15 protein-coding genes are annotated in these 17,190 nt (G+C 42.7%); 6 read left to right on the top strand and 9 right to left on the bottom strand.

Annotated features, from left to right (window positions below; translation table 11 throughout):
* Positions 1-44: 44 nt before the first annotated feature.
* Positions 45-1,445, bottom strand: a complete 1,401-nt coding sequence (pepV, locus tag HMPREF0851_RS12755; protein ID WP_000125030.1) for a dipeptidase PepV — start codon at positions 1,443-1,445, stop codon at positions 45-47.
* Positions 1,446-1,457: 12 nt separating this feature from the next.
* On the bottom strand, positions 1,458-2,063 hold the full coding sequence (locus HMPREF0851_RS12750; RefSeq protein WP_000670186.1) for a nitroreductase family protein: 606 nt from the start codon (positions 2,061-2,063) through the stop codon (positions 1,458-1,460).
* 170 nt (positions 2,064-2,233) lie between these two features.
* Between HMPREF0851_RS12750 and HMPREF0851_RS12740 the strand changes: the two genes are divergently transcribed.
* Entirely contained in the window at positions 2,234-3,034 is an 801-nt protein-coding gene (locus HMPREF0851_RS12740; protein ID WP_000714612.1) for an amino acid ABC transporter substrate-binding protein, read from the top strand.
* A gap of 67 nt (positions 3,035-3,101) precedes the next feature.
* Here the strand turns inward: HMPREF0851_RS12740 and HMPREF0851_RS12735 are convergent, their stop codons facing one another.
* The 6 genes from HMPREF0851_RS12735 to recJ form a co-directional block, all read right to left on the bottom strand.
* On the bottom strand, positions 3,102-3,935 hold the full coding sequence (locus HMPREF0851_RS12735; RefSeq protein ID WP_001015764.1) for a metallophosphoesterase family protein: 834 nt from the start codon (positions 3,933-3,935) through the stop codon (positions 3,102-3,104).
* Positions 3,925-5,772: an excinuclease ABC subunit UvrC gene (uvrC, locus tag HMPREF0851_RS12730; protein WP_001061114.1), complete on the bottom strand. Its 1,848-nt coding sequence runs from the start codon at positions 5,770-5,772 to the stop codon at positions 3,925-3,927. The genes HMPREF0851_RS12735 and uvrC overlap by 11 nt, the downstream gene beginning before the upstream one ends.
* Before the next feature lie 38 nt (positions 5,773-5,810).
* On the bottom strand, positions 5,811-6,512 hold the full coding sequence (locus HMPREF0851_RS12725) for a M57 family metalloprotease (protein WP_001267188.1): 702 nt from the start codon (positions 6,510-6,512) through the stop codon (positions 5,811-5,813).
* 62 nt (positions 6,513-6,574) lie between these two features.
* Complete coding sequence (locus HMPREF0851_RS12720) at positions 6,575-7,354, bottom strand: alpha/beta hydrolase (RefSeq protein ID WP_000290031.1); 780 nt, start codon at positions 7,352-7,354, stop codon at positions 6,575-6,577.
* Positions 7,355-7,421: 67 nt separating this feature from the next.
* On the bottom strand, positions 7,422-9,083 hold the full coding sequence (locus HMPREF0851_RS12715; protein WP_000065604.1) for a ribonuclease J: 1,662 nt from the start codon (positions 9,081-9,083) through the stop codon (positions 7,422-7,424).
* Between the two features lie 173 nt (positions 9,084-9,256).
* A complete protein-coding gene (gene recJ / locus HMPREF0851_RS12710) occupies positions 9,257-11,479 on the bottom strand; it encodes a single-stranded-DNA-specific exonuclease RecJ (RefSeq protein WP_025169898.1) in 2,223 nt (740 codons plus the stop codon).
* 176 nt (positions 11,480-11,655) lie between these two features.
* Here recJ and HMPREF0851_RS12705 point away from each other — a divergent pair, with 176 nt between their 5' ends.
* The 5 genes from HMPREF0851_RS12705 to HMPREF0851_RS12685 all read left to right on the top strand — a co-directional run bounded on the left by HMPREF0851_RS12705 (position 11,656) and on the right by HMPREF0851_RS12685 (position 15,907).
* A complete protein-coding gene (locus HMPREF0851_RS12705; RefSeq protein WP_001229569.1) occupies positions 11,656-12,414 on the top strand; it encodes an amino acid ABC transporter ATP-binding protein in 759 nt (252 codons plus the stop codon).
* 10 nt (positions 12,415-12,424) lie between these two features.
* Complete coding sequence (locus HMPREF0851_RS12700) at positions 12,425-13,219, top strand: transporter substrate-binding domain-containing protein (RefSeq protein WP_000726178.1); 795 nt, start codon at positions 12,425-12,427, stop codon at positions 13,217-13,219.
* A gap of 12 nt (positions 13,220-13,231) precedes the next feature.
* Positions 13,232-13,909 carry an amino acid ABC transporter permease gene (locus tag HMPREF0851_RS12695; protein ID WP_000131153.1) on the top strand — a complete coding sequence of 226 codons (678 nt, stop codon included), beginning with the start codon at positions 13,232-13,234 and terminating at the stop codon, positions 13,907-13,909.
* 9 nt (positions 13,910-13,918) lie between these two features.
* Positions 13,919-14,578: an amino acid ABC transporter permease gene (locus HMPREF0851_RS12690; protein ID WP_000443850.1), complete on the top strand. Its 660-nt coding sequence runs from the start codon at positions 13,919-13,921 to the stop codon at positions 14,576-14,578.
* A gap of 138 nt (positions 14,579-14,716) precedes the next feature.
* On the top strand, positions 14,717-15,907 hold the full coding sequence (locus HMPREF0851_RS12685; protein WP_000838557.1) for a ferric reductase-like transmembrane domain-containing protein: 1,191 nt from the start codon (positions 14,717-14,719) through the stop codon (positions 15,905-15,907).
* 95 nt (positions 15,908-16,002) lie between these two features.
* Here the strand turns inward: HMPREF0851_RS12685 and HMPREF0851_RS12680 are convergent, their stop codons facing one another.
* Complete coding sequence (locus tag HMPREF0851_RS12680; protein WP_000229956.1) at positions 16,003-17,133, bottom strand: ABC transporter ATP-binding protein; 1,131 nt, start codon at positions 17,131-17,133, stop codon at positions 16,003-16,005.
* Positions 17,134-17,190: the final 57 nt, after the last annotated feature.

Raw genomic sequence — 17,190 nt, 5'->3', positions numbered from 1 at the left:
CTCCAAAAAGAAGTCTAAGCATAAGATCTCAGACTTCTATCGTTTTATTTGATCAATTCATAAATAGCTTCGGCATAAATTGCTGCTGCTCGGAAGAGATCATCCAAGGCGATAAATTCATTGGCTTGGTGCATGGTATCAATCGAGTCTGGGAACATAGCACCGTAGGCAACACCTCGTTCTAGCAAGCGACCAAAGGTTCCACCACCGATGACTTGCTCGTGACCCTTAAGTCCAGTTTGTTTTTCATAGACATTCAACAAGGTTTGGACAAGTGGATCTTCCATTGGCACGTAGTGAGGCGTATGTCCATGTTCAGAAAGGCTAACAGAAGCAACTGGCAAGTTTTCAAGGATTGACTTGATTTGCTCTGGACTTGTTCCTTTTGGATAGCGGATATTAAGGGCAATGGTATTATCAGCACTTGTTTCATCGAAGCGGAAGACACCCGCATTCATAGAAAGAGCACCCATCTTTTCATCCACATGGGCAATCTTGAGATTTTCACCCTCATGGTCGTTCAAGAGAATCTTACCAGCGATGTCAAGGTAGTCTTTGGCTGGACCAGCAAAGTCAAACTGGCTGAGGAAGAGGGCTAGGTAAGTCGCACCATTGACACCTGAAGCAGGCATAGCACCGTGGGCTGATTTACCAATGATCGTCACCTTGTATTGGCCGTTTTCTTCTTGGAGTTCTCCTCTAAGTTTGTGTTCTGCAACAAAAGCATCTAGTTTAGCTTGCAAGTCAGTCAAATCTCCTGAAACAACCGCTGTTGCTGATTCAGGCACCATATTTTCACGCAAACCACCTGTGAAGCTATGAAGACGGGCATCACCTGCATTTTCACCTGCAAAGTGGAGGTATTCAGTAATATTTCCTTTTTCACCGTTGATGATAGGGAACTCAGCGTCTGGAGAGAAACCAAAGTCTGGCTTCGCAAGTCCTACGTGCTCGAAGTAGTAGTCCATATCTGCCCAGCCTGATTCTTCGTCTGTTCCAACAATGAAACGGACTTTCTTAGATGTTGGAAGGCCCAATTCTTTGATGATTTTCAAACCATAGTAACAAGCTGTTGTAGGACCCTTGTCGTCCGAAGCTCCACGCGCATAAAGGCGACCGTCTTTGATAGTTGGTGTGTAAGGGTCTGTGTCCCAACCGCTACCAGCAGGCACCACGTCCATGTGGGCAAAGATTCCGAGAACTTCTTCTCCATCACCAAACTCGAAATGTCCTGCGTAGTTATCAACATTTTTAGTTGGATAACCATCACGGTCTGCGATTTCAAGGAATTTCTCCAAGGCTTTTACTGGACCAGGTCCAAATGGATGCTCAGCATCAGCCTTGCTATCATCACGTTCTGAGTTGATTTCCAAAAGGCTAAACAAGTCAGCCAAGAGGTCGTCTTTGCGTTTTTCTACTTCTGCTGTAAAATCAATTGCTGTCATATTATCTTCCTTCTATCTTTTCTCGATGATTTCATCTACTGGCAAGCGGTAGCTTGGTTCTAATTTTTCGTCCGTATAGCCTACCGTAATCAAAAGTTCTGGGCGGAAACGGTCTTCGATGTCCAAAACTTCATTGACTTGTGATTTGTCAAAACCAAGGATCATATTTGAGCCAATTCCTTGATCTGTAAGAGCAAGAACCAAATTCATGGCAACCAGACCTGCATTGAGAGCTAGGTAGTCGCTGACTTGCTGTTCGTTATAGCGTGCAAATTCCGCAGGCAAATTCTTCATGAAATATTGAAGTTGTTCTTCAGAAAAGTTATTAGCACCACCAACTCGGGCAATCTTACGAGCACGTTTAGCCAAATCTGTGTCTGTAAATAAGGCAATAGTTACAGGCGCTGATGATACCTGTTCAAAGTTGGAACCATAAGCTAATTTTGCCAGTTCAGCATTTTTCTCACGAACCACCACAAATTTCCAAGGCTGGCTATTGTGGGCGCTTGGTGCCAAGGTTGCAATTTCGATAGCCGTACGCACATCTTTTGGATCAACAGGCTTATCAGTGAACTGCTTAGTCGCATGACGTTTTTTGTTTAATTCAAGAAATTTCATAATCGATTTCCTTTTCTAATTCTACTGCTTCCATTTTACCATATTTTGAAAGAGCTTGCAGGGATTTTTCATGATTAAGTTTTTTTATCACAACCATAAAAAATATATACTGGTTCATCAGGAAAGTTTCTGATAAACTAGCAAGTACTTTACATTTGAATGGAGATATTATGAAAAAATTCAGCCTATTACTAGCCATCATCCCCTTTTTAGTTGCCTGTGGGAATCAATCCACACCCAAAGAGACTAATTCTCAAAAGGCAATCGTCGTTGCTACAGCTGGCGACGTGCCACCATTTGACTACGAAGATAAGGGAAATTTGACAGGCTTCGATATAGAAGTTCTAAAAGCAGTGGATGAAAAACTCAGCGACTACGAGATTCAATTTCAAAGAACCGCCTGGGAGAGTATCTTCCCAGGACTTGATTCTGGTCACTATCAGGCTGCAGCAAATAATTTGAGTTACACAAAAGAGCGTGCTGAAAAATACCTCTACTCACTTCCAATTTCAAACAATCCCCTCGTCCTCGTCAGCAACAAGAAAAATCCTTTAACTTCTCTTGACCAAATCGCTGGCAAAACAACTCAAGAGGATACCGGAACTTCAAACGCTCAATTCATCAATAACTGGAATCAAAAACACACTGACAATCCCGCTACTATCGATTTTTCTGGAGAGGATATCGGTAAACGAATCCTAGACCTCTCTAACGGAGAGTTTGATTTCCTAGTCTTTGACAAGGTATCCGTCCAAAAGATTATCAAGGACCGTGGCTTAGATCTCTCAGTCGTTGACTTACCTTCTGCTGATAGCCCCAACAACTATATCGTTTTCTCAAGCGACCAAAAGGAGTTTAAAGAGAAATTTGATAAAGCGCTCAAAGAACTCTATCAAGACGGAACACTTGAAAAACTTAGTAATACTTATCTAGGTGGTTCTTACCTTCCAGATAAATCTCAGTTACAGTAAGATATACTAAAAGCGATTGGACCAGCCAATCGCTTTTTTAGTTTACATCGGTTATTTTAGGAAACTCTTACAAAAAATCAAAAAAATTCTTCACATCTTCTACATACCCATGCTTTTCTATTAAGCTTGCTAATAGTTCCAGATTGTGCCCCTGATAGTTGTCTTCTCTTCGCAACTCTTCATACATTTCGATAAAGGGAAGTCCCTTGGACTTGGCCAATTCCAACTCCGCTTCATAGTCATAAGCGACTTTACGAAATAGGATATTTATCAATTCCCCATCTTCAACCTCTATCACGACATACTGGGCACGGTGATTTTTTAACGCCTCCCAATTAAAATAGGGCATGCCAATCGACCCTGGATTGATGATTTGTTGCCCTTGACTGCCATAACGAAGCAACTGCTTGTGGACATGACCATAGACTGCCACGTCCGTTTCCTCATCTAGCAGTTGGTCAAATTTTTCTGTATCATTCCCAACCAACAAGTCACCCCCATAATTTTTGTCAGGTAAATTATGAGAGATAGAAAAGCGCAACCCATCAACCTCTTTCTTTTCCAGCAAAGGCAAGCTTCGTAACCAGACAATCGTTGCAGGATCCATTCGCTCCATCAAAAACTGGGTCATTCGCATTGACTGGATTTCTTGTGGATCTTCCAAACCATATTCACCATCCAAGGCCTCAAGGACACAATCATCCCAATTGCCTCGAACACTGGCTGTGATAGGAAGGTCCTTTAACAGAGCGACCAAGTCATTTGCACCTGGACCGGGAAGAAAAATATCTCCTAGAAGCCAGTATTCACTGACTCCTTGATTTTTAGCATCTGCAATCACTGCTCCTAAAGCCGTCGCATTTCCATGAATATCTGATAAAATTGCGATTTTATGGTTCATTGTGGTTTCCTTCCGTTTGGTAATCTACTCTCTTTTCCGCCACTTGAGGCAAGGCTTCTGCCTCCTGCGGGTTCAACTTCCTCTGCACAGCTTCTGCAACTGCTCTTGGTACTCCAACTTCGACAATCTCATCCACACTGGCTTCCTTGATTTTGGTCAAAGACTTGAAATGCTTCATGAGATTTTGCTTGCGTTTAGGTCCCAGCCCTTCAATTCCATCCAGTTGTGAAGAAAAGGAATTTTTAGAGCGCAGTTGGCGATGGAAAGTAATGGCAAAGCGGTGCACCTCATCTTGAATGCGTTGGAGGAGGAAAAATTCCTGAGAATTGCGAGATAACTCCACCACCTCAAGCGGATCTCCAAAGAGCAATTCATGGGTTTGGTGCTTGTCATTCTTTTGCAGCCCAGCAATTGGAATATCCAAGCCTAGTTCATCTTGGATAACTTGCTTGGCGATATTGACTTGACCTTGTCCCCCATCAATCACAATCAAATCTGGCGGAGTCAAACCGTCACGCTGTACTCGACCATAGCGCCTGCGAATGACTTCTCTCATACTGGCATAGTCGTCCGGCCCAACAACGGTTTTTATCTTGTACTTACGATAATCTTTTTTACTTGGCTTCCCATTGACAAAGACCACCATGGCTGAAACAGGACTGGTCCCCATGATGTTGGAGTTATCGAAAGATTCGATACGAACTGGGGTTGGGATTTGGAGCAAACGTCCTAGATTTTCAATAGCTCCTTGTGTCTTTTCGACAGATTTTTCTAGCAGATTGAATTTCTGCTCTAGGCTGACTCGTGCATTTTTTATAGCCAAATTGACCAGCTGTTTTTTCTCTCCACGCTGAGGCTTAAGAATCTTGGTATCCACCAAAGCCTTAACGGCTTCTTCATCGATATCCTGCGGAATCAGTACCTCATTGGGAACTAGATGAGATTTTTCTTGATAAAATTGTCCCACATAGGTCAAAAAGTCCTCATCCGGATCATTGTAGTAGGGAAAGAGATTGACATCCCGCTCAATGAGTTTTCCCTGACGGACAAAGAAAACCTGAACACACATCCATCCCTTGTCCACATAGTAGCCAAAGACATCCCGATTTTGGAGATCCTTAGCCATGACCCGCTGCTTGGTTCGAAGCGTTCCAATCGCCTGAATCAGATCACGGTATTCCGCCGCACGTTCAAACTCCATAGTCTGGGCTGCCACTGCCATTTTCCCCTTGAGATCATCGATAATTTGATCATCCTGCCCTTTCAGAAAATCAGAAACCTCCTGAGCCATAGACTTGAAGTAGGCCTCGTCCTTCTTACAGATGGTATGGGCCATACATTGACCGATATGATAGTAAAAACAGACCTTAGACGGTGGGTTTGTACACTTACGAAAAGGGAAAATCCGATCCAGCAGCCGCTTGATTTCATTGGCTGCCCCCACATCTGGGTAAGGTCCAAAGTAGAGACCGCCGTCCTTTTTGACCTGACGGGTAATAATCAAACGAGGATAGCGCTCATTGGTAATTTCGATGAAAGGATAGGACTTGTCATCCTTGAGCATGATATTGTATTTAGGCTTATTTTCCTTGATCAGATTAATTTCTAGGAGAAGTGCCTCAATATTGGACTCCGTAACGATAAATTCAAAATCCACAATTTCAGATACCAGAGCCTCTGTCTTAGTATCATGACTTCCACGGAAATAGGACCTCACGCGATTACGCAGATTTTTAGCCTTTCCTACATAGATAATCGTACCGTTTTTATCCTTGTGAATGTAGCAACCAGGGCTGGTCGGCAAGAGCTCTAGTTTTGATTTAATCAAGTTATTCATAGTTCCATTATAGCAAAAAAGTAGGGAAAGGTAGTTCCCTACTCATTGGTATCATATAATTTTCGGAGGTTTGCGACATCCTCTTCCTGGATACCATAAAAGGAACCTGCAGGTTGCATGACAGACTTCTCATCTGTATGGTCCAAGCCAATCGCATGCCCTAACTCATGTTCTGCCGTATGGACAATACGCTCATAGGAATAGCCATAGTCAGGATTGGACAGATAATAGTGATTCAGACGCACCGTGACAGACAAGAATTGTCCTGTTAAGAGGTTGGTCTGACTTTCCGCTTCTCCTGCCACAGGAGTGCCTCCGTCATTCATCTCCGTAGCCATAATATTCGCCTTACTAGACTCAGTCACGATTTCAAAGTTAAAAGCACCCGTTTGATTCCAGTTCTGAATCGCTTCTAAGTAAGCTTCTTGAAAGCGTGAATCCATCTGGGGATCTAGGTAAATACGAGCTGAAGCCTGCGGCCACCTTCCTTCAGAGTGTTGGTGACTATCTGTCTGGTTCAACTTAGGCAGTTGCCCTGTTTTTCCCCATTGGTTGATACTTTGTTGACCAATCTTGACTGACCGTTCTGCTTCCTTTAGCGCTCCTTGAAAATCCCCGTTTAGATACCAGAGAAGTCCGAAAGCAAGAGCACATAGGAGCACGGATATCCAAACTAGGCGCCAAAACAAACGCCACACAAAAGAAAAGAAAGCCCCTATCAAACGAAAAATCCAGCGCATGTCTCCCCACCTTTCTAGCAAATAAAGTCTATTTTACTAAAACAAGCTGAAAGAAAGCTAAATTATGACAATCTCTCTTCTAATTTGAAATCAATCGGTAGGGTTGCTAAGAACCGTTCCAATTGTTTTTCCCAGTAGTACCACTCGTGGGTTCCAGCACTATGGCTATAGGTCACATCAAAACCTAATTTTTTGAGATTTTTCACTGCTAGATTATTGGCTTCATACAAGAAGTCCTGCTCGCCACACCAAGCCCACAGCTTGGTCTTTTTGTCCGACTTTTTAGCCAGACTTTCAAGAGAATAGGGGCTAGCTGTCCAATCTTTAATCTCCCCAAACACACCTCTCCAATAAGCTGGTGTTCCCAAATTTTGGCTCTCAGGAAAAAAATCTTGAAAACTAAGGGCACCTGAAAAACTAGCTGCATGAGAAAAACGATTTGTAGCAAGAGCCAGTTTAAAGCAACCGTAGCCTCCCATAGAGAGACCAGCGATAAAGGTCTTTTCACGCTTACTGGTCATGTTAGGGAAGAAGCGTTTCAGAACCTGTGGCAATTCCTCTGCTAGAGCTGTGTAATAGTCAAAACCATACTGGGTATCAGTGTACCAACCGTTGCTGGTATTGGGCATGACAACGATGAGATTAGTTCCTCGAAGTAAGCGTTCTACGTTGGTCCGCTTGAGCCAGCTATTATGGTTGCCAGACATCCCATGCAAAAGGTACAAGACAGGGATATCTTTACACTCTGGTTCTTCCACTCGATTGGCATCGGGGTAAAGAACATTCACTCCCCACTCCATATCCAAAACTTGTGAGTAATACTCAATTTTCATTACTGCCATAATTTTTTCCTCTATTTTTCTATAAGAAAAAGCCGAAACTCGACTTTCTCTCTATTTATTTCAACGATTATTTTGCTTCCATGACTACTGGTAAAATAGCTGGACGACGCTTGGTTTGGTCAAAGAGATACTTGGTAAGATTATCACGAACCTTCCCTTTAAGATCTGCCCAGTCAAAGTCATCTCCTTGAAGATACTCTTCTACCGTCTGGTTAATCAATTCTGAACTTTCACGGAGAATATCACGACTCTTCTTGAGATAAACAAATCCACGCGTATGAACACGGGCCTTGGCCACAATTTTTTTCTCACGACGGTTAACGGTGATTGCGACGATGAAGATACCATCCTCTGACAAGACCTTGCGGTCACGAAGAACCACATTTCCAACATCACCAATGGCATTCCCGTCAATCAAGACATCCCCTGCCGAAACTGCTCCAGCTGGGACAAAATCTCCATTCTCATAAGCCATGCTAGTTCCCTTTTTAGGGATGAAAATGCGTTCTGGCAACATTCCAACCGCCATAGCAGCCTTAGCATGGGCATCCAACTCACGGTATTCCCCCTGAATCGGGAAGAGATACTTAGGTTGCAAGAGATTAATCATCAACTGCAAATCACGCGCATTTCCGTGCCCTGACACACGCAAACTTTGGGTGATCAGTTTGACAACCCCACCAGCTTGGTAAATCATGTTTTCCACACGCGCCATGACCGCCTCTTTGGCGATAGATGGAGTGGTTACAATATAAACTAGGTCACCGTCCTTGATTTCCACATAACGGTGGCGACCAATCGACATCTTGCGAAGACCGTTGATAGGCTCACCCATACGACCTGTCTCAAGGATAATCAACTCATGGTCTTCAAAACGAGACATATCTTTTGGTTTAATCAAAAGACTTTCGTTAGCTAGAGATAATTTCTTAAGGCGAATAGCAGTGCGGACGATATTTTCAATATCAAATCCTGTCAAGACCACACGGCGGCCTGTTGCATCCGCAGCATCAAACACCTGCTGGATACGAGAGAGGTTGCTGGCTACTGCCGCAACGATGATACGGCCCTCCCAGTCTGCAATGGTTTGAGTGATCTCGTCCCCAACTTCACTTTCGCTAGCCACTTGGATATTACTGTCCGCATTGGCTGAATCGCTAAGAAGAGCCAGAACTCCATCACGACCGATTTCTGCCAAACGAGCGAAGTCTGTCGCATAGGATTCACTAGCTGTCTGGTCAAATTTGAAGTCACCTGTATAAACGATGCTACCTTCAGCTGTCTTCAAGACCACACCCAAACTTTCTGGGATAGAGTGGGTCGTACGGAAGAAGGACACCACAGTTCCTCCAAAATCAATCTCCGAATCTTCATCAATGACATGGAAATCATTGAATTTCTTAACCGTGTCATTTCCTTTGACAAAGAGTTTGGCCAACTCAATGGTCAGCTCAGACCCAAATACAGGTACCTTGGCTTCAGCCAAGAGATAAGGAAGAGCACCAATGGCATCCGCATGCCCATGGGTCAAGAAGACTCCTGCTATACGGTCACTGTTTTCAAAAAGGTAGTCCATATTTGGAATGACGACATCCACCCCTAGTTGTTCATTTTCAGGGTACTTTAGACCTGCATCCAAAACGAAAATAGACCCATCGATTTCAGCGATATACATATTTTTCCCATTTTCACGTACACCACCAAGTGTTGTTAAACTGATATTACTCATTTTTCCTCCGAAAGCTTAATTTATCTTGATTATAGGGTTGCTTGCCCTTTTATTCTAAAAGCACTATTACTTTTAGCCGAATCTTTTCCTACCATTATACCATTTTTTTGATGATTTTCAAAATGAAGATTTATTTTCAAAAAAGAGCTGGTTGCCCAACTCTTTCCTATCTGCTATTCTTTTTCCATTAAAAAGTCATAAATTTCTTGCACGGTACCCAGCGCCATCATTTCTTGGTCTTTGACGGTTTGTTTCAGCTTTTGATAAATCTGACTTTCTCCGATTTCCCGCTTCGGTGCCTCTTTATTGACTGTCATGACCCCATCTTTGATGATCACAAAGCCTAGTTCTTCAAACACTTGAATCATCTTGACCAGCAAGATTTGTTGAATATTAAGATAAGTAGCCAAATCCTTCAGCTTGTAGCGAATATCAAACTCTGGGAACTGGTAAATAGTCTTGTACAATTTGGCAAACTGCTCTCTAGTCCCATAACCTGTCAGATAATAGGCCTTGTCAATGTCATTTTTGAAATAGACAGCGGAAAAATTCTGTTTCTGAAAAATGGTCTTCAGCAGGGCAATATCCTCAGGAATGTTTTTTACGACAATAGCTTCACTAACCACCAGATTTGGCAGTTCTCCAGCAAAATCCAAGACTGGAACCCCTTCTGGTAAGACTGCATTCTTCCCACGAATGTTAAAGAGTTGAACACCCTCCACACGCGCATCCACCATCATCAACTGGAGGGCAGTTTGACCATTCCATTGGTTGACAGACAATTTAACTGCCAACTCTAGATTCTTGGTTTGGGCAAATTCTGTTGCCAATCTGCCTTGACCGAAGGCTACCACTTCAAAACTCGCCTCACCTTTGGAAATTTTCAACTTGAGATGGGCATTGCCTGCCCCCATAGTACGGGCACTTTCGACCTGAAAATCCTTGATATAAAAGACAGGTTTCTGATTGTTCATTCCAAAGGGAGCTAAACGTTCAAAACTTTTGACCGTTTCCAAGCTAAGTGTCTCCAAGTCTAGCTCTTCATCTAAGTTTAACTTGTTCTTGCCAGCAGCATCTGTACCTTTTTCACGGACATAATCTTCCAAAACCTGAGATAAATCTGAGAGTTTCTCCACTTCCAGCGTCATTCCTGCTGCGCCAGCATGGCCACCAAAGGCTATGAAGAGGTCTCTATGAGGATCCAGAGCCTCAAAAATATCGACCGCTTCCACGCTACGAGCACTACCCTTGGCACGACCGTCCTCTATATTGAGAACGATGACTGTCTGCCCTAGTTCTTCCAACAAACGACCAGCCACGATACCTAGAACCCCAGGATTCCAGCCTTCCTTGGCCAAAACCTGGACCTTCTTCTCAGGATCCACCATGGTCTTAGCTTCTTCATAGATAGACTGGACGATTTCCTTGCGCTCTTCGTTTTTCTGATGAATCATAAGGGCAATCTCATGCGCCTCCTCGTCGTCAAATCCAGTCAGCAAATCAATGGCAGGATTAGGATCATCCAAGCGACCCAAGGCATTCAAACGAGGGGCAATCTGGAAACCAACTGTCTCTTCTGTCACCTCGTTAGCAGCAATCCCAGCCATGTCCAGCATTTCTTGTAGACCAATGCGCTGAGTGTGCCCCAACATTTCCAGACCATATTGAACTAGAATACGGTTCTCATCTGTCAAACTCACCATATCTGCAATGGTACCAATAGCGACCAAATCAAGCAATTCCACTTGTACTTCTTCTAACAGGGCACAAGCCAGCTTGAAAGCAACTCCACAACCAGCCAAATATTTGAAAGGATAGTTCGCATCTGGATGTTCAGGATGGACAATAGCATAGGCATCTGGTAAGGTTTCAGGCATGGAATGGTGGTCAGTCACAATGACATCTACTCCCATAGACTGAGCCAATTCAATAGCTTCATGACCAGCAACCCCATTGTCCACTGTCACAATCAAGGAAATTCCTTCTTGCTCGATAAAATATTTGTAAACACTGGCATTAGGTCCATAGCCATCAGTAAAACGATTTGGCAAGTAAACACGGCACTCGGCACCAAGCTGTTCCAAACTTTCCTTCACAATCGAAGCTGAAGTCATGCCATCCGCATCGTAGTCTCCATAGATGAGAATATTTTCCCCTTCTTCAATGGCCTGACGAATCCGAGCCACTGCCTTGTCCATATCATGGAGCAGATAAGGATCATGCAAGTCCTCCAAGGATGGTTCTAAAAACTTCTTCAGACTTTCTTGGTCCTGAATCCCTCTTTCAAATAATAACCGAGCCACCTCAGGACCCAGTCCAGCCTTCTTGGCTATCTTTGTAAAATCCGCATCTTCAACCTGCGGGGCAAACTGCCATTCATAAGTAGGTGTTATCAAAAAGACATCCACTCTTTCTAAGAATTCTATTGCTTCATTATAACACGATTTAGGCTTTTTCTCTATCCAGATTGCCTTTTTATAAAATTTTAGTGAATTTTTTCAGATATGATTTGACAAGACAAATCTTTTGGTGTAGAATCATGTTATAAAATCTAACACAAAGGAGATCCCTTATGGCTTTAGTAGAATTTGAACACGTCGAAAAATATTACGGAGACTACCATGCACTCCGCGACATCAATCTCCGTTTTGAAAAAGGACAAGTTGTTGTCCTCCTTGGCCCTTCTGGTTCTGGGAAGTCCACTCTTATCCGTACCATCAATGGTTTAGAGGCTGTTGATAAAGGAAGTCTTCTAGTCAATGGCCACCAAGTTGCTGGTGCCAGCCAGAAAGATTTAGTGCCTCTTCGTAAGGAAGTCGGCATGGTTTTCCAACATTTTAATCTCTATCCGCATAAAACAGTGTTAGAAAACGTAACACTCGCACCCATAAAAGTTCTAGGAATTGATAAAAAAGAAGCTGAAAAAACAGCCCAAAAATATCTAGAATTTGTAAATATGTGGGACAAGAAAGATTCATATCCAGCCATGCTATCTGGTGGACAAAAACAACGGATTGCCATCGCGCGTGGACTCGCTATGCATCCGGAACTCCTCCTCTTTGATGAACCAACATCTGCCCTTGATCCTGAAACCATCGGCGATGTTCTGGCAGTTATGCAAAAATTAGCCCACGATGGTATGAATATGATTGTCGTTACCCATGAAATGGGCTTTGCCCGTGAAGTTGCGGATCGCATCATCTTTATGGCTGACGGAGAGGTTTTGGTGGATACGACAGATGTTGATGACTTTTTCGACAATCCAAGCGAACCTCGTGCCCAACAATTTCTCAGCAAAATCATCAACCACGAAAGTGACAAAGTTAAATAAGGAGGCGCCTATGAAAAAGAAATTCTTTTTATCCGCATTATTGATTAGCCTTTTCGGTCTTGCTGCTACAAAACCAGTTCAGGCTGATACCAGTGTCGCAGACATTCAAAAGAGAGGCGAGCTGGTTGTTGGTGTCAAACAAGACGTTCCCAATTTCGGCTATAAGGATCCTAAGACTGGGACCTATTCTGGTATTGAAACCGACTTGGCTAAGATGGTAGCAGATGAACTCAAGGTCAAGGTTCGCTATGTTCCTGTTACAGCGCAAACTCGTGGACCCCTTCTAGATAATGAACAGGTTGATATGGATATCGCGACCTTTACCATCACAGATGAACGCAAAAAACTCTACAACTTTACCAGTCCCTACTACACGGACGCATCTGGCTTTTTGGTCAATAAATCTGCCAAAATCAAAAGCATTGAGGACTTAAACGGAAAAACCATCGGAGTTGCCCAAGGTTCCATTACCCAACGCCTGATTACCGAACTGGGTAAAAAGAAAGGCCTGACCTTTAAATTCGTCGAGCTCGGTTCCTACCCAGAATTGATTACTTCCCTTCATGCACACCGTATTGATGCCTTTTCCGTTGATCGCTCGATTCTGTCTGGCTACACTAGTAAACGAACAGCTCTACTAGATGATAGTTTCAAGCCATCTGACTATGGTATCGTTACCAAGAAATCAAATACAGAGCTCAACGATTATCTTGATAACTTGGTCACCAAATGGAGCAAAGATGGCAGTTTGCAAAAACTTTATGACCGTTACAAGCTCAAACCATCTAGCCATACCGCAGATTAAGGAGGACACATCATGACAGATTTATCATCTTGGACTGCCTATTTTCAGGATTTTGGACAATTTTTCAACGGTTTCCTCTTCACCCTTGCCCTAGCGATCGGATCCTTTATCCTAGCCATGGTCTTAGGCATCTTATTTGGAGCCATGTCAACTAGTAAACGTCCAATTTTACGCATTTTAGCTCGCATCTTTGTGGAGTTTTACCAAAACACTCCCCTCTTGGTGCAGTTTGTCATCGTTTTTTATGGCCTACCTCTTATCAGTGACCATATCATCATGATTCCAATTTATTGGACAGCCGTTCTCTGCGTGGGACTCTATCACGGTGCCTATATTGCTGAGGTGATTCGCTCAGGGATTCAGTCTATTCCTAGCGGTCAGATGGAGGCCGCCTTGTCGCAAGGTTTTACCTATATCAGTGCCATGCGCTTAATTATCTTGCCACAGGCCTTCCGTATTATCCTCCCTCCTTTGACCAACCAAATCGTCAACCTCATCAAGAATACCTCTACAGTCGCTATCATCTCTGGAGTGGACTTGATGTTTGTGACCAAGTCTTGGTCAGCTCTCAACGGAAACTACATCCCAGCCTTTCTAGGTGCTGCCCTTCTCTACTTTTCTCTATGCTTCCCTGTTGCCCAGTTTGGTCGCAAGATAGAGCAAACTAATAAAAAAGCCTATTCACTTTAGGAGGTTACTATGGAATCCATTTTAGAAGTTTTGACCCCAGATAACCTAATCTTTATCTTTAAAGGATTTGGCTTGACCCTCTATATTTCTCTGATTGCCATCGTCCTCGCTACACTTATCGGCACAGTGCTAGCCGTCATGAGAAATGGGAAAAATCCTATCTTGCGTATTATTTCCAGCATTTACATCGAGTTTGTGCGCAACGTTCCCAACCTTCTCTGGATCTTTACTATCTTTTTAGTTTTCAAGATGAAATCCACACCAGCAGGTATTACTGCCTTTACCCTCTTTACATCAGCAGCCTTGGCTGAGATTATCCGAGGCGGTCTCAATGCCGTAGACAAGGGACAGTACGAAGCAGGAATGTCACAGGGCTTCACCTCAGCCCAAATCCTCTACCACATCATTCTTCCACAAGCCATCCGCAAAATGTTGCCAGCCATCATTTCCCAGTTTGTAACCGTAATTAAGGATACCAGTCTTCTCTACTCTGTTATCGCCCTACAAGAACTCTTTGGAGCTAGCCAAATTCTCATGGGCCGTTATTTCGAACCAGAGCAAGTCTTTAGTCTTTATATCCTGATTGCCCTCATCTACTTCAGCTTTAACCTAGCAATTTCGAGCCTATCTCATATGCTAGCAAAACGTTGGCAACAAGCTGCAGAATAAACAGCCACTCTCCAGTTCAATTGGAGAGTTTTTTTGATGAGAGTAGATATTTATAGAACTCAATTTGACATCATACTTTTTCTATGATAAAATGTAACAAATTTGTTTACAACAAATCTAAATGAAATGGAATTTTTTATGAAATCACTCAAAGGACTACTCTTTATCATAGCTAGTTTTGTCTTGACTATTTTGACTTGGATGAGCACTTCTCCCCAATTCATGATTCCAGGACTAGCTTTAACAAGCCTATCTCTGACTTTTATCCTCGCCACTCGTCTCCCACTACTAGAAAGCTGGTTTCACGGTTTGGAAAAGGTCTACACCGTCCACAAATTCACAGCCTTTCTCTCCATTATTCTACTCATCTTTCATAACTTTAGTATGGGCGGTTTGTGGGGCTCTCGCTTAGCTGCTCAGTTTGGCAACCTTGCCATCTATATCTTTGTCAGCATCATCCTTGTAGCCTATTTAGGCAAATACATCCAATACGAAGCTTGGCGATGGATTCACCGTCTAGTTTACCTAGCTTATATTTTCGGACTCTTTCACGTCTACATGATGATGGGCAATCGTCTTCTTACATTTAATCTTCTAAGTTTTCTTGTTGGTAGCTATGCCCTTTTAGGATTAGTGGCTGGTTTTTATATCATCTTCCTTTATCAAAAGATTGGCTTCCCCTATCTAGGGAAAATTACCAATCTCAAACGCTTAAATCACGATACTAGAGAAATTCAAATCCATCTTAGCAGACCTTTCAACTATCAAGCAGGACAATTTGCCTTCCTAAAGATTTTCCAAGAAGGTTTTGAAAGTGCTCCGCATCCCTTTTCTATCTCAGGAGGTCATGGTCAAACGCTTTACTTTACTGTTAAAAATTCAGGTGACCATACCAAGAATATCTATGACAATCTTCAAGTCGGCAGCAAAGTAAGCGTAGACAGAGCTTACGGACACATGATCATCAACCAAGGACGAAAAAATCAGATTTGGATTGCTGGAGGTATTGGGATTACCCCCTTCATCTCTTACATCCGTGAACATCCTATTTTAGATAAACAGGTTCACTTCTACTATAGCTTCCGTGGAGAAGAAAATGCAGTCTACCTAGACTTGCTCCGTGACTATGCTCAGAAAAATCCTAATTTTGAACTCCATCTAGTAGACAGTAGGAAAGATGGCTATCTTAATTTTGAACAAAAAGAAGTGCCCGAACATGCAAGCTTCTATATGTGTGGTCCTCTTTCTATGATGAAGTCACTCTCCAAACAGATTAAGAAACAAAATCCCAAAGCAGAGCTTATTTACGAAGGATTCAACTTTAAATAATCAATCACATTCTCTTGGGATTTCTCAGGAGTTTTTTCTACTCAACCGCAAAAAACACTGCCAGATTTCTAGCAGTGTTTTGAGTTTCATTTATCTTAGTAGACTGTTCTTTCAGTTTCTACATCGAAGAAGTGGGCTTTGTTCAAGTCAAATCCAAGTTCAACTGTTGCGCCTGTTTGCAAGTAGTCACGAGCATCCACTTTGGCAACAAATTCATCTTTACCAACTTGGCAGTAAAGGTGAGATTCTGAACCAAGCAATTCTGATACAGAGATAGTCGCTTTTACAACTGAATCTGGGAATGTTTCAAGGAATGCTTCTTCTGCATTCACGTCTTCTGGACGGATACCGAAGATCAATTCTTTACCTTCATAGCCTTTTTCACGAAGTACTTTCAAAGCACCTTCTGGAACTTTCAAACGGAAACCGTCTGAAACAATTTCGCTACCAACCAATTTCACATTAATGAAGTTCATAGCTGGGCTTCCGATGAATCCTGCAACGAATTTGTTAACTGGGTTTTTGTAAACTTCTTGAGGAGAACCGATTTGTTCTACACGTCCGATAGTACCTGTACCAGCAGGGTTCTTAGTTGCTGACATGATAACGATACGGTCTGCAAGTGTCATCGCTTCTGTTTGGTCGTGAGTTACGTAGATAGTTGTAGCTCCGATACGACGGTGAATTTTAGCGATTTCAGCACGCATTGATACACGAAGTTTAGCATCCAAGTTAGACAAAGGTTCGTCCATCAAGAATACTTTTGCATCACGGACGATGGCACGACCCATGGCAACACGTTGACGTTGACCACCTGAAAGGTCAGCTGGTTTACGTTCCAAGAATTCTTTTAATCCAAGGATTTCAGCTGCTTCTTGCACACGTTTGTCGATGTCTTCCTTGCTGTATTTACGCAATTTCAAACCGAAAGCCATGTTATCATAAACAGTCATGTGTGGGTAAAGAGCGTAGTTTTGGAATACCATGGCGATGTCACGGTCTTTTGGAGCTACGTCGTTGACAACCACGCCATCAATAGATGCAGTACCTTCTGTAATATCTTCAAGACCTGCAATCATACGGAGAGTAGTTGATTTACCACATCCTGAAGGTCCTACGAAAACGATGAACTCTTTGTCTTTGATGTTCAAATTGAAATCTTCAACTGAATAGTGTTCGCTGTTTGGATATTTTTTGTAAATATTTTTAAGATTTAATTCTACCATGAGGTGAACTCCTTTTGTCTTTTGATAGTTTTATTATAAATGAAAACGCTTTACATT

The sequence above is a fragment of the Streptococcus sp. M334 genome (genome assembly GCF_000187745.1).
In the GTDB taxonomy this organism is placed as follows: Bacteria; Bacillota; Bacilli; order Lactobacillales; family Streptococcaceae; genus Streptococcus.
Note: the sequence above shows the minus strand (reverse complement) of the source record. Positions and strands in the feature narration are given on the sequence as shown.

What these genes read in the sequence shown, in the direction of transcription:
- HMPREF0851_RS12705 (WP_001229569.1), top strand. Translation starts at nt 11,656, where the DNA reads ATGGCTTTAGTAGAATTTGAACACGTCGAAAAATATTACGGAGACTAC.
- HMPREF0851_RS12685 (WP_000838557.1), top strand. Translation starts at nt 14,717, where the DNA reads ATGAAATCACTCAAAGGACTACTCTTTATCATAGCTAGTTTTGTCTTG.
- HMPREF0851_RS12695 (WP_000131153.1), top strand. Translation starts at nt 13,232, where the DNA reads ATGACAGATTTATCATCTTGGACTGCCTATTTTCAGGATTTTGGACAA.
- HMPREF0851_RS12715 (WP_000065604.1), bottom strand. Translation starts at nt 9,083, where the DNA reads ATGAGTAATATCAGTTTAACAACACTTGGTGGTGTACGTGAAAATGGG.
- pepV (WP_000125030.1), bottom strand. Translation starts at nt 1,445, where the DNA reads ATGACAGCAATTGATTTTACAGCAGAAGTAGAAAAACGCAAAGACGAC.
- HMPREF0851_RS12700 (WP_000726178.1), top strand. Translation starts at nt 12,425, where the DNA reads ATGAAAAAGAAATTCTTTTTATCCGCATTATTGATTAGCCTTTTCGGT.
- HMPREF0851_RS12750 (WP_000670186.1), bottom strand. Translation starts at nt 2,063, where the DNA reads ATGAAATTTCTTGAATTAAACAAAAAACGTCATGCGACTAAGCAGTTC.
- HMPREF0851_RS12720 (WP_000290031.1), bottom strand. Translation starts at nt 7,354, where the DNA reads ATGGCAGTAATGAAAATTGAGTATTACTCACAAGTTTTGGATATGGAG.
- HMPREF0851_RS12740 (WP_000714612.1), top strand. Translation starts at nt 2,234, where the DNA reads ATGAAAAAATTCAGCCTATTACTAGCCATCATCCCCTTTTTAGTTGCC.
- HMPREF0851_RS12680 (WP_000229956.1), bottom strand. Translation starts at nt 17,133, where the DNA reads ATGGTAGAATTAAATCTTAAAAATATTTACAAAAAATATCCAAACAGC.
- HMPREF0851_RS12690 (WP_000443850.1), top strand. Translation starts at nt 13,919, where the DNA reads ATGGAATCCATTTTAGAAGTTTTGACCCCAGATAACCTAATCTTTATC.
- uvrC (WP_001061114.1), bottom strand. Translation starts at nt 5,772, where the DNA reads ATGAATAACTTGATTAAATCAAAACTAGAGCTCTTGCCGACCAGCCCT.
- HMPREF0851_RS12725 (WP_001267188.1), bottom strand. Translation starts at nt 6,512, where the DNA reads ATGCGCTGGATTTTTCGTTTGATAGGGGCTTTCTTTTCTTTTGTGTGG.
- HMPREF0851_RS12735 (WP_001015764.1), bottom strand. Translation starts at nt 3,935, where the DNA reads ATGAACCATAAAATCGCAATTTTATCAGATATTCATGGAAATGCGACG.